The following is a 12,696-nucleotide window of genomic DNA, read 5'->3' on the forward strand; positions in this document are numbered from 1 at the left end:
GGTTTTTATTTTACTTAGTGAGATGGTGCATGATGATGTGCGATTTCAATTTGATTTAGAATATGATTGCTCATGTTCTTCGCCATTTCTTCCTTCGCGTAATACACTTCACCAATTTCATCTGCACGTATTGCTTCAGCTTCTTCTTTACTTTCCGCACAGATCAAAACTTGAATCTGTGGATTCAGAAGTTTGGCAGTATCTACAATCTTATGAATATCTAAAATATCCATCGGCGAGATAATTAAAAGCCTCGCATGTTGTATATGCGCTTGAATTAATACGCCCGGTTCTGTTGCTGAACCTGATACTGCAGCAATATCTTTTGCACGTAGTTTTTCAACAATTTCTCGATTTTCTTCAGCAATCACCACTTTGATGTTATTTTCCATCAGTGTTTTTGTTAAGCGACGTCCAACTTCTCCATGACCGACCATGACCACTTGATCGCGCAGGTAGTCCTGTGAGACCTCGTCAGGTAACATCGCCAATGGATCACCACTACGCTCAAGCAAACGAGCCAAATGCGAGCGCTCACGAATCCATTTCTGTACGGGTTCAATGGCTGAAAATAAAACAGAATTGAGCGAAATAGAAAATAATGCCCCGGCTAAAATCAAGTTTTGAGCTTCAGGGGTTAATAATCCTATAGATAGACCGAGTGTTGCCAAGATAAAGGAGAACTCACCGATTTGAGCGAGTGAGGCACCTACTGTAAGTGCGGTATTTAATGGATAGCGGAAGAACAAAACCAGCGCCATTGCTGCCAATGTTTTTCCGATCATAATAATGCCAATCACAGCCAGAATATGAAGTGGTTCTTCAACGATAATTGTTGGGTCAAACAACATTCCGACAGAGACGAAGAATAGGATGGAGAATATCTCACGCAGTGGTAACGTTTCTTCTTCAGCACGATGACTGAAGTCAGACTCTTTAACCACCATCCCAGCAAAGAATGCACCTAATGCCATTGAAACGCCAAAAACTGCATACGAACCATAGGCAATGGATACGGCTGCTGCAACCACAGTCAATGTAAATAGCTCGCGAGAACCTAAGCGTACGACAAACTGAATAATTTTAGGGATGAGGCGCTTACCAATAATCAGCATAAAGGCAATAAAGCCCGCAACTTTAAGTAAGGTTATTCCTAAAGTCACAAAGACATTTTGATCTGGATCAGCGCCTTCCAGTGCTGTTCCGCCAAGGAGTACAGCTGTAGCGGGTAATAAAACTAATGCGAGCACCATGACTAGGTCTTCGACGAGTAGCCATCCCACAGCAATTTTTCCATTGACTGAATCCAGTAAGCCTCGGTCACCTAAAGCTTTTAGGAGTACCACAGTACTCGCACAAGATAAGCTTAAGCCAAACACCAATGCTGACCCAAAACTCCATCCCCATAGCATAGAGACGCCAATCCCGAGGATGGTAGCCACTGTGATTTGTAAAATTGCACCAGGGACAGCAATACGCCGAACTTGCATTAAATCTTTCAGTGAAAAGTGCATCCCGACACCGAACATCAAAAACATGACACCCAGTTCTGCGAGTTGATTGGCTAGTGTGATATCGGCGACGATACCGGGGGTTTTGGGGCTAATAATAATGCCGGCAATGAGATAGCCAACAAGAGGGGGTAGACGTAAACGTGCGGCGATAAAGCCAAAAATAAGGGCTAAGCCAAAACCAACCGCAAGCAATATAATTAAATCTACATCATGTGGCACTAATCACCCCTTAAATATTTATAAATTATGAATTGGCTTTTGAGCTGTATAAGCATAAAAAATGCCAAACTGAGATTAAATTTTAACAACCTGAAGAAAAAAAAGGCAAAAAAAACGACCCAATGGGTCGTATTTTTTTAAAGAACTAAAATTATTTGATTTTAGCTTCTTTGAAGATTACGTGTTGACGGATTTTTGGATCAAATTTTTTGATTTCCATTTTTTCCGGCATAGTACGTTTGTTCTTAGTAGTGGTATAGAAATAACCTGTACCAGCAGAAGAAACTAGGCGAATCTTATCACGCATTTTCGTTGCTCCTTAGATCTTTTGACCTTGAGCACGTAGGTCAGCAACAACCTTTTCGATGCCCAATTTGTCGATAATACGCATACCTTTAGTAGTTAGACGAAGACGTACGAAACGTTTTTCGCTTTCTAACCAAAAACGGTGGTGGTGCAGGTTCGGCTCGAACCGGCGCTTAGTTTTGTTGTTGGCGTGTGAGACGTTGTTACCAACGACTGGACGCTTGCCGGTAACTTGGCAAACCTTAGACATGGTGTAACTCCATTGATTTAGCCAACAGCAAACCTGTATGGCCAGTCAAAATAAAACGGATTGAATTCATTCAAGGGGCGTTTTATATCAAAAATACGCTTAAAAGACAAGCGAAATTGATAAAAACAGGGCATGACCTGTTGTGATAGATCATGCCTTGATCATTTAACGAAGAAAGGCTTTACGGATAAGACTAGGGATCGGTCTATTAAACGGAGGCAGTACGTATTTCAAGCTGAATAGCTTTGGAATAGACATGACTGAGCGTTCATTTGATAAACTGAAGAAGCCTTCGGGACCATGGTATCTGCCCATACCAGATGCACCAACGCCACCGAAAGGTAGATCATCTTGTGCAACATGAGTAACAACAGCGTTTTGACCAAAGTGTCCAGAGTGAGTACGTTGCGAAACGTATTCTGCTCGAGCATCGTTAAAGTCGAAATAGTATAATGCAAGTGGACGTGGTCGGTCATTAATAAACTCGATAACTTCGTCTATTTGATCATATTCTAAGATTGGTAAAATTGGACCAAAGATTTCGTTCTTCATAATTTCCATATCAGGGCTGATATTGGTCAGAAGGGTTGGCGCTATTTTACGTACAGAAGCAAGCTCTTCTTTTAATGGGTTAATTTCAGTGGCTTGAGCACCATTTTGAATCGCATCTTCTAAGTAACCTTGTAAGCGTTTATTTTGCTTATCGCTCACTATAGAGGTGTAATCTTGGTTGTCACGTAATGTTGGATACATCGTTTTCGCAACGGTTTCAAACTGGTGAATAAACTCTGAAGTTTTACCACGTGGTAGGAAAATATAATCTGGTGCGACACAAGTTTGACCCGCATTCCACAATTTACCGAATGCAACACGCTCCGCGACATCCTTTAAGTCAATTGAAGGGTGCACGATAACTGGTGATTTACCACCAAGTTCTAGAATAACTGGAACTAAGTTTTCAGATGCTGCTTTCATCACAGTCTTACCAACATTGGTAGAGCCTGTGAAGACTAATTTATCAAATGCAAGATGACTGAATGTGTCAGAGATTACGCCACCACCTGTAACAACGGCAACTAACTCTTGTGGGAACGCTTCAGATAAAGCATTTTGTAATACATAGCCAAAGTTACGAGAGGTGCTTGAAACTTTAATCATGGCATGGTTGCCCGCTGCCAATGCACATACTAATGGGCTAATCGCCAATAATAAAGGGTAGTTCCAAGGGGAAATGATACCGACAACACCTAAAGGTTGATACTGAACCCAACCTTTTGCAGGTTGATGTAAAATACCGATATGGCGTTTAGAAGGCTTCATCCACTCTGTTAAATGTTTGCTGTAATATTTGATTTGTTCGAGTGAAGTGAGTAGTTCACCAATTTTCGTTTCAGAAACCGAACGATTACCATAATCTTGGCTAATTGCTTCTGCAATTTGGTCCTGATATTTAATCAAAACTGCTTTAAGACGAGCCAAACGTTCAATACGCTGTTTTGCTGTCGGGTTCGGATAACGTCGATAGGCTGCTTTCTGAAGCGCTAGAAGATCATGTAAATGCTGAACTTCCGATGCTTCAGTCGTCATTAAATTTGTTTTTGTTTGACTGTTCATGACCAGTACCACTAATGTAAGGGTTGATGTGATTTTTATTTTTAGAGTAAATACTCTAAAAGTCAAGTCACTTTTATGTTAGCTTGGGCTAAACGTCATTATTCTTGTTATAGATGGTATTAGGATGTCGCATTCCAAAACGTTAAAAACCAAAGACCGAATCTTGCAAATTAGTTTGCAACTCTTTAACGAACGTGGAGAGCGATCTGTCACAACTAACCATATCGCAGCAGAGTTAGGTATTAGCCCTGGTAATCTCTATTATCACTTTCGTAACAAGCAAGAGATCATTAAAGAGTTGATGGAGCAATATCAGCATGCAACTTTAGAGCTGCTAGCATTGCCAGAAGACCGTGATGTAAATGCCAATGATAAAATCCGATACTTTCAAGTACTCAGTAGTCAGTTATGGGCCTATCGTTTTCTGCATCGTGATGTATATCATTTAACCGAAAATAATGATGACTTTAGAAAAATTTACCCGCGTTTCGCAGGTAAAGTGATGCAACAAGGTCAAAAGATTTACCGAGCCTTCGTCAATGCAGGTCTCATGCAAATGACAGAGTCTGAAATTGAAGCGTTGATCATTAACCTATGGATTGTCCTAACCAATTGGACGAACTTTCTCTATATGTCTGGTCATTTAAAAGATTCCAACCATCTAGATGAAAAGTGGGTTTGGCAGGCACTGCGTCAAATGGTGTTTCTTGAAGGTCCTTATTTACGTGGTGAAAGTCGTCAGACTTATGAGCGCTTGCTTGAAACGTTGGGAACATCTGAATTATTTGCTAGTCTTTCTGCTGATCGAGAAGATTGATTTCAGCAAAGATAATTTGAAAGCATTAAAAAAAGAGTTAGAATACGCGGCTGTTTTTCAATTTAACTGTTAAGTGATATAAATCATCATGAATATGACAACTGCTAACACAGCACGTTTACTGATTACTTGCGAAGATAAACCAGGAATCGTGCAGGCTGTATCGAGCTTTTTGTATCATCAAGGGGCAAACATCACTGCGCTTGATCAATATGCAACAGAAGCTCAGGGCGGGCGTTATTTCATGCGTGTTGAGTTTGAACTCGACAATTTGCAAAGCCGTAAGGAAAATATTCTACAAACTTTCGCCACAAACGTAGCTGAACGTTACAACATGCATTGGCGTCTAGCTTTAGTGTCAGATGTAAAGAAAGTAGGTATTTTGGTATCGAAAGTCGATCATGCCTTGCTTGAACTTTTATGGCGTCATGCACGTGGTGGATTACCTTGTGAAATCACTAAGGTTGTGTCGAATCATGAAGATCTACGTGAGTCTGTGGAAAACTTCGGTATTCCTTTTGAAGTTGTGCCTGTCAATAAAGAGAACAAGCGCGAAGCATATGCAAAAATTGATGAGTTAATGCAAGGTAATGATTTGCTTGTACTCGCACGTTATATGCAGATTCTTGATGAAGAGTTCGTCTCTAGGTGGGAAATGAAAGTGATCAACATTCATCATTCTTTCCTTCCAGCTTTTGTGGGTGCTAACCCTTATAAGCAAGCGTATGAAAAAGGCGTAAAACTGATTGGTGCAACAGCGCATTATGTGACAGCTGATTTGGATCAAGGTCCGATTATTGAACAAGATGTTGAGCGTGTCAGCCATGATTTTACAGTTGATCAATTACGTGAATTAGGTCAAGACGTTGAACGTAATGTCTTGGCGCGTGCTGTTAAGTGGCATTTAGAAGACCGTATCATTGTTGATGGTAATAAAACTGTGGTATTCCAGTGATTTTTAATTAAATATCACTGATTTATTAAGGCATGCATGAGCATGCCTTTTTTATTGATGATCAAAAAAACTCATCAAAACTGCAGAATTAATAGTTGCAAATGAAAACACTTCTCATTTATTATTGGCGTACTTTAATTGTACTAACCGATAAGTTTGATTGAAATCTTCCTTATGAAGACAGCGTCAATGTATATCAGATCATAAATTTTAATGAGCCCATCTCCCATTCCTATGATGCAAAATCCAATCTCAATGAAAAAGAAAGTGCTTACTTCGCTCATTGCAGTGGTGATCGGGCATATTGGTGTTTTATTTGCCGTGAGTCAGATGAAAACACCTGAATTAAAACCTATTGATAAGGATCCAATTAAGGTTCGTTTTGTTCAGATAAAAGAGGATGCGCCACCGCCGCCACCTCCTGTTGAACCTGTGAAACCTCAAGTTCAACCAAAACCAGAACCTAAAGTCGTTGAACCACCTCCTGTGGTTAAACCCAAAGTCATTGCTGAAAAGCCTAAACCTGTCGAACAAAAAGCAATTGTTCAAGAAGATAAATTAGAAAAGCAAAAGCAGGAACAACAGCGTTTAGAGCAAGAACGTAAAAATCGTGAGTTGCTTGAACAGCAGCGACGTGAGCAAGCATTGCGTGACCAACAGCTACGTGAGCAACAAGAACGTGAGCGCTTGGAAAATGAAAGACGCGAACAAGAACGTCGTGAGCAGCAAGCACGTAATACACCAAAGAATTTAAGTATTGGGCAAATATCATGGTCTCGTACACCGAAGCCATCATATACCAACCGAGATTTACAAGGTTCTGATCGTACTGTTGTAGTATCGATTGAAGCGGACACTAACGGTAATGTAGTGAATGCCAGAATCACAAAATCAAGTGGAATTGATTCGCTTGATCAAAAGATTTTACGCTCGGTGCGTAATGCAAAATTCAGACCTTATAAGGAAAATGGCGTGGCTTATCCGTTTAGAGCGGAACAACCATTTGAACTTAAGTTGAATTCTAACGGCTAACTTTTATTAGGAGTTCGAGTATGAACTTTTCAGTTTATTGGCAACATGCTGATGCAGTCAGTAAGACGCTTTATTTCGTTTTACTCGCAATGTCTATTGCGACATGGACAATTGTCGTTTTACGTGTGATGGGAACACGTCAACTGAAAGAAGTTGCTTATGCTCAACTCTCTAAAGCATTAGCAGGATTGAAAGCAAAACTCGCTCCTTTGGGATTTGAACAACGTAAAGCTGTTGCTGAGCAAGCTTTATTGCGTCAGATTGCTTTGGAAAAAGCATCTGCTGAAAAAGGTGTTGCTGTACTCGGAACAATTGCCTCACTTGCACCATTTGTAGGGCTATTTGGTACAGTATGGGGAATCTTCCATGCATTGGTTGCAGTAGGTAAAAGCGGTCAAGCAGGACTTGCACAAGTTGCAACCCCTGTGGGTGAAGCCCTGATTATGACTGGTATTGGTCTAGCAGTAGCTATTCCAGCAGTGATCGCATACAACATTTGTATTCGCTTTAATCGTACATTAAGTAATGAACTACAAGATCATGCTCACAGTCTTTTAATCGACACGATGCTGCAACAAGATTCTTCTGCGCAAAAAGTTGAAGTGAAAGCGACTCAAGAAAGTTACGTTGGAGGTCAAGCTTAATGGCTTTTCAATTGGGTGAAGACAACGATACAGGCATGACGGAGATGAACCTCATCCCGTTAATTGACATTATGTTGGTTTTGATGATCATCTTCTTGGTGACAGCGACCGTTGCTAACCCATCAATTCCATTAACTTTACCAAAAACGACAGCGGATATCATTGATCCGCCACCTGAATCGATTCAAGTAAGCATTAACTCACAGGGTGAGATTGCATGGGATTCAGAAATTATCAGCTTAGATGAATTGCAAAAAAGATTTAACGATGCCGGTGGTTCAGCACAACAACCGACAATTATTCTTAAAGCAGATAAAGAATCACGTTACGATACTGTTGCTCAAGTGATGTCACGTGCAAGCGAAGCCGGGCTTGCTGACATTGCCTTTGCCACAGATAATTAACTGATTAACATGAGAAAAGCGACCATAAGGTCGCTTTTTTTATACCTGTATTAGTCTTTGAGTAAACCTTCAAATTTAGAGCGAAGCTTTAAAAGTTTTGGTGGGATACTAAAATTGCAGTAGCCCTGAGTCGGGTTACGAGCAAAGAAATTTTGATGATATTCTTCAGCAGGGTAGAAGGTCGGTACTGAGCTTAGTTCTGTAACAATATCTAAACCTTCTGCTTTTAACTGTTGAATCGCTTTCTCTGCAATCTGGCGCTGTTCTTCATTAAAATAATAAATGACAGAGCGATATTGCGTACCTATATCATTACCTTGGCGATTGAGTGTGGTTGGATCATGTGTTGCAAAAAATACATCAAGCAATTGAGCAAAGCTAATTTGACTTTCATCAAAATCCACTAAAACCACTTCTGCGTGATGGGTGTCTCCTTTGCAAATGTCCTCATAGCTTGGATTGGCCGTATACCCACCCGCATAACCACTCACGACTTTAGTGACACCTTTGAGTTGAAGGAAAACTGCTTCAACACACCAGAAGCATCCGCCACCGAGCAAAGCTTGTTGCATGGGATTCACCTTATTGAGTTGCAATGACTGAAATAATGGGGTGTAGAATGAAAAAAGCAACCAGTGAAATGGTTGCTTAACTGTTAACGCGGTTGTATTGCAGACTCATACTGCAATACTGGATTACCATTCTCATCGAGTAGGCGAAGCGTTTTGTCATAGACTTGGAATGCCGCGACTTTTGCCAAGGCAGCATTATAGCGATTTGCAAGTTCTTGAGTATTCACACACATCATTTGTGTAGTTGCAACTTCACTCAAGCTAATTTTGTCAGCTTTAATGCTATATGCACCCATAAAACGGTTACAACCATCTGCACCACTCAAACGACTAGATGCTGCATCAAATTGAATACTTGGAACATTGTGTGCAGTAGGGTCGGTCTTAAATTCTGTTGCGCCAATATGTGTCAAAATCCAAGTTTTATTTTGCAATTGATTAAGTGCTTGTTGTTGCTTTTCAGCAGATGGTGTTGTGGTACATGCTGTAAAAAGTAATGCTGAGCCTATAACGGATACGGCTAAAAGTTGTTTTAACATATGAAATGCCCCTGTGTTATTTCTTTCTAATGTAAATTAAATTCAAGTCAATTTTATGTATATCAACTGATACGCTAAGGTGCAAGCTCTGGCTGACTCTGAGGGAGACCCAGACGAATCAATTTTGAATAATTTTCACTACTTTGATATTTAAATTGATTAAATTGGTCTGTTCTTGGGTTGACATGTGCCTTGTTGTACCATGTTTTGATATCCCAATGATGTTGTAATGCCCCTAAGTCATACAGATAATTAGGTAAATAACCTGAGGCTAATAATCGGTAGTCCACTGGCAGTTCATGTTTGGAAATCGCTTGAACCATATCAAAAACCAAAGTGGTGCAGTTACTGGTCAAGGTGTTATACCATTTTGGTTCTTGACTAAGTTGATCTGCTTGCTCTAAATATTTCTCAAATAAAGCTTTCATTTCAGCAGCTTCCATGTTGATTGGGAAAAAATAGACCTGCTCATTACGTACATTGCTACGTGTATAAATAATGTCTTTCTCGTCAGCAGCAACTAAACTGACTTCGTACTTTCTAAAAAAACCACCAATAGCAGAAAACTCTTCATCTTTTTCTTTGCGAATTTCAATCGAAAAGGTCAGTGGTTTAGAGTTTTTGAAATCAAAGCTGACTAAAGTGTGGGCGATTTGTGGTCCCATCCAATATGAAGTAATGATGTTAATGCCACTGATTTGATTCAAATCAATTTGACGTGTTTCCCAGCGTTCTTGATAGGTTCCGTCTTCATTCCATGCAAAATTACGCACATTGTGTAAAGTGACCCAATCACCTTGACGTTCATAATTGAGAATTCTTGCGACTTCAGGATTCCACTCACGGTCTTGTTTGGCAGGGATACTAAAATACCAAACTAAACTGAACGCAAAAAAGACAATGTATAAGACAACATCTTTACTACGGCTGAAAAAATGTTGTGTTGCATATATGCCTAAAACACTTAAGGCAAAAGCGACCCAAAAGCCAATGATAATACGACTGACTAACCAGCCAAATGGCTCTTGAACCCATAAGGCCATACATAACCAAATTGAAGAGAAGATGACAAATAAACTAAATAGGGAGTGAAAAGCTCCCTTTGCAAGCGCAAGAATAAACTCTCTTTTACCGATGTTATGCATTGTTATTGGCTATATGTAAGAAAGCTTTATTTTTGGTAGGTTGCGAACTCAAATGCAATATTTGTTTTGTCATCAATGTGTTGCTCTGATGCCACTTTTTTAAATTCAGGTGGAATCTCAGGATAATGAGCATCACCTTGAACGTCTAATTCAACATGCGTGAGTTCTAAGCGATCCGCAATAGAGATCGTTTGGCTAAAAATTTCTCCACCACCTATGATAAAAATAGATCCAGGCTTTTCTGAAGCTTTTACATCATGGACTGCCTGCTCAAGTGCACTCTCGATTGTATGCGCGATTTTTGTTCCTTCAAATTGCCATGACGTATCTCGTGTAATGACCCAATTTACACGTTTAGGAAGCGTTCTACCCATAGACTCAAGTGTTTTACGTCCCATCACCACAACACCACCTTGGGTAATTTCTTTAAAATGTTTGAGATCAGCTGAAATATGCCATGGCAAATCATTTCCTTTGCCAATACAACGTTGCTGATCCATTGCAACGACGTGTACGACTTCTAAACCTTGAAATGCCATGATTATTCTTCCAGCGAATATGAGTTAGAGAGGGAAATGTAAAGTTGGATCACGATTAGTATCAACTGTGATCCCAAAAGACATTAGTTAAAATCAAACCGCAACAGGTGCTTTAATTGCAGGATGCGATTCGTAATTTACGATTTCAATATCTTCAAATTTGAAATCAAAAATATCTTTAATTTCGGGATTCAGTTTGAGTTGGCACAATGGAAGTGGTTCACGTGTTAATTGAAGTTGTGCTTGCTCGAAATGATTGGCGTAAAGATGAGTATCACCACCTGTCCAAACAAAATCACCGACTTCTAGATCACAGACTTGCGCAATCATATGGGTGAGAAGTGCATAACTTGCAATATTAAATGGAACGCCAAGAAAAACATCAGCACTACGTTGATAAAGCTGACATGATAATTTTCCATCCTGAACAAAAAACTGGAAAAGCGTGTGACAAGGAGGGAGTGCCACTTGTCCAGCTTCTTTTGGGTTCCAACCTGATACGATTAAACGACGGGAGTTTGGATTGGTTTTAATTTCATTAATTAACCATTTGATTTGATCAAATCCATCTTGCTCGTATAAACCATCGTCTTTCTTAGTTGCACCAAAGTTACGCCATTGGTGTCCATATACTGGACCTAGCTCTCCTTCAGGACGTCCAAAACGAGCAGTCTGCTCAGCTGTCGACCATTCATCCCAAATTGTAACTTTATGATCTTGCAGATATTTAACATTGGTATCACCTTTAAGGAACCAAAGTAATTCAATCACGATTGAACGGAAGTGAACTTTCTTTGTGGTCAGTAGAGGAAAACCTTTAGAAAGATCAAAGCGCATTTGATGACCAAATACAGAACGAGTACCTGTACCAGTACGGTCACCTTTATCACCGCCATTGTCGAGGATATGTTGTAGTAGGTCTAAATACGCTTTCATAAATGTCCTGATCGATTTGAATGTGGCATTTGAAGAATAGACCAATGCCAAAAATTTCATTGGCATCAGTTTATACTAAAGCAGCATGCATTTTAATATCTTCCTTACGGAATAGACTCTTTGAAAGCGAGTAATTAAAGAAATAAGAAAGCACCCTTTAGGGTGCTCTCATTTAACACAAAATTTTAGGGCTTAAGCAGTTTTGTGTCCTGTATGTACAGTATGAATTAAATCGCTTAGGTCATAACCAATGGATTGAGCATATGCTAGATACGCTTGCTTGATAGATTCATTTAACACAGGTTCACGGTGCAGAATCCAAAGATATTTTTGATTAGGTTCACCGACTAAAGCAGTTTGATAATTTTCATCGATCTTAAGTACCCAATAATCACCCTTAGTGAATGGAATCCAACGAAATCCTTCAGGCAAAAAGCTGACTTCTAATTTGCCATGTTCAGCATCTACAACTGTGGCTTCGCCAATAGACTCATCCAGTTCTTTGTTGTCATCAAGACAACGATTTTGAACACGTACAGTTCCATCGCTGTTTAAGGTATAGACTGCCGAAATATCCGTACTGTCTTCAGGTTGATGCTTCATTGGTAAGCGTGCAATCTCATACCAAGTACCTAAATAGCGTTCAAGTTGGAAGTTAGATACGGTCGTTAAATTTTGACTCATTATGATGTACTCCATTTAATCTAAATTAGATACATCCTTTGAGTATAGGCACAGTTTTGGAGTAGAAATAATACTGTTCTGTAGCAAAGCGTTAAGTGAGTGTGATTAATTTTATATTTATTTTCATTTGCTTAGTTGTTTTGAAATTCAGCGGGGTGTACGAGATGCATATAAACTCACTACGAATAATCCCACTGCGCTATAACCCATGAGTTGTACAAAAAGTGCAAAAAACTCTCTGCTATTTTGAAAGTTCAGCGCTGAAAGCATGAAGATAAAAAATACAATCAAGATGAAAGGACTAAAAGCATAATATGCTTTCAGCTGATGCTTTAGACGCTTAGATTGGATCAAAACATGATGAATAATGTGTAGACTTAAGCCTAAACATAAGCTTATTAGTGTCGATAGAAAATCAAGTTTTTTAATTTCAGCTGTCAACAGAATCACTACACACGTTGATATACAAATGATCAATTTAAGCCTGCGTGTGCATCGTTCCGAATACCAGAAATTTAACATAATG

15 protein-coding genes are annotated in these 12,696 nt (G+C 39.6%); 5 read left to right on the forward strand and 10 right to left on the reverse strand.

The genetic code is table 11. From position 1 onward, the window contains the following. Nucleotides 1-14 precede the first annotated feature (14 nt). From AC1M9H_RS08850 to AC1M9H_RS08865, 4 genes are all read right to left on the reverse strand, one after another. The gene (locus AC1M9H_RS08850; protein WP_481594940.1) at nt 15-1,733 is read right to left on the reverse strand and encodes a cation:proton antiporter; all 1,719 of its coding nucleotides are present in this window, start codon (nt 1,731-1,733) and stop codon (nt 15-17) included. A 151-nt stretch (nt 1,734-1,884) separates the two neighbouring features. Beyond that, nucleotides 1,885-2,040: a 50S ribosomal protein L33 gene (rpmG, locus tag AC1M9H_RS08855; RefSeq protein WP_001205031.1), complete on the reverse strand. Its 156-nt coding sequence runs from the start codon at nt 2,038-2,040 to the stop codon at nt 1,885-1,887. Between the two features lie 12 nt (nt 2,041-2,052). After that, on the reverse strand, nt 2,053-2,289 hold the full coding sequence (gene rpmB / locus AC1M9H_RS08860; RefSeq protein WP_000048256.1) for a 50S ribosomal protein L28: 237 nt from the start codon (nt 2,287-2,289) through the stop codon (nt 2,053-2,055). A gap of 165 nt (nt 2,290-2,454) precedes the next feature. Further along, nucleotides 2,455-3,903 carry a coniferyl aldehyde dehydrogenase gene (locus tag AC1M9H_RS08865; protein ID WP_481613219.1) on the reverse strand — a complete coding sequence of 483 codons (1,449 nt, stop codon included), beginning with the start codon at nt 3,901-3,903 and terminating at the stop codon, nt 2,455-2,457. A gap of 124 nt (nt 3,904-4,027) precedes the next feature. Here AC1M9H_RS08865 and AC1M9H_RS08870 point away from each other — a divergent pair, with 124 nt between their 5' ends. The 5 genes from AC1M9H_RS08870 (at nt 4,028) to AC1M9H_RS08890 (ending at nt 7,755) form a co-directional block, all read left to right on the forward strand. Further along, on the forward strand, nt 4,028-4,720 hold the full coding sequence (locus AC1M9H_RS08870) for a TetR/AcrR family transcriptional regulator (RefSeq protein WP_035266753.1): 693 nt from the start codon (nt 4,028-4,030) through the stop codon (nt 4,718-4,720). 88 nt (nt 4,721-4,808) lie between these two features. Next, the gene (purU, locus tag AC1M9H_RS08875) at nt 4,809-5,675 is read left to right on the forward strand and encodes a formyltetrahydrofolate deformylase (RefSeq protein ID WP_481613220.1); all 867 of its coding nucleotides are present in this window, start codon (nt 4,809-4,811) and stop codon (nt 5,673-5,675) included. Between the two features lie 213 nt (nt 5,676-5,888). Further along, entirely contained in the window at nt 5,889-6,707 is an 819-nt protein-coding gene (locus AC1M9H_RS08880; protein ID WP_092766747.1) for an energy transducer TonB, read from the forward strand. Nucleotides 6,708-6,727: 20 nt separating this feature from the next. Then, nucleotides 6,728-7,351, forward strand: a complete 624-nt coding sequence (locus AC1M9H_RS08885; protein WP_180028347.1) for a MotA/TolQ/ExbB proton channel family protein — start codon at nt 6,728-6,730, stop codon at nt 7,349-7,351. Next, nucleotides 7,351-7,755: an ExbD/TolR family protein gene (locus tag AC1M9H_RS08890; protein WP_035266746.1), complete on the forward strand. Its 405-nt coding sequence runs from the start codon at nt 7,351-7,353 to the stop codon at nt 7,753-7,755. Before AC1M9H_RS08885 ends, AC1M9H_RS08890 begins: the two co-directional genes overlap by 1 nt. A 50-nt stretch (nt 7,756-7,805) precedes the next feature. Here AC1M9H_RS08890 and msrA read toward each other — a convergent pair whose 3' ends face one another. From msrA to AC1M9H_RS08920, 6 genes are all read right to left on the reverse strand, one after another. After that, nucleotides 7,806-8,327, reverse strand: coding sequence for a peptide-methionine (S)-S-oxide reductase MsrA (gene msrA, locus AC1M9H_RS08895; RefSeq protein WP_035266744.1), 522 nt, complete (start codon nt 8,325-8,327; stop codon nt 7,806-7,808). Between the two features lie 83 nt (nt 8,328-8,410). Then, entirely contained in the window at nt 8,411-8,866 is a 456-nt protein-coding gene (locus tag AC1M9H_RS08900; RefSeq protein WP_035266743.1) for an META domain-containing protein, read from the reverse strand. A gap of 74 nt (nt 8,867-8,940) precedes the next feature. Further along, a complete protein-coding gene (locus AC1M9H_RS08905) occupies nt 8,941-10,011 on the reverse strand; it encodes an Lnb N-terminal periplasmic domain-containing protein (protein ID WP_481613221.1) in 1,071 nt (356 codons plus the stop codon). 26 nt (nt 10,012-10,037) lie between these two features. Next, nucleotides 10,038-10,550 carry a dihydrofolate reductase gene (locus AC1M9H_RS08910; RefSeq protein WP_035266739.1) on the reverse strand — a complete coding sequence of 171 codons (513 nt, stop codon included), beginning with the start codon at nt 10,548-10,550 and terminating at the stop codon, nt 10,038-10,040. 93 nt (nt 10,551-10,643) lie between these two features. After that, complete coding sequence (gene thyA / locus AC1M9H_RS08915; RefSeq protein ID WP_035266815.1) at nt 10,644-11,486, reverse strand: thymidylate synthase; 843 nt, start codon at nt 11,484-11,486, stop codon at nt 10,644-10,646. Nucleotides 11,487-11,678: 192 nt separating this feature from the next. Continuing rightward, nucleotides 11,679-12,170, reverse strand: coding sequence for a lipocalin family protein (locus tag AC1M9H_RS08920; RefSeq protein ID WP_481613222.1), 492 nt, complete (start codon nt 12,168-12,170; stop codon nt 11,679-11,681). Nucleotides 12,171-12,696: the final 526 nt, after the last annotated feature.

This window comes from Acinetobacter sp. ANC_7512 (assembly GCF_056779935.1).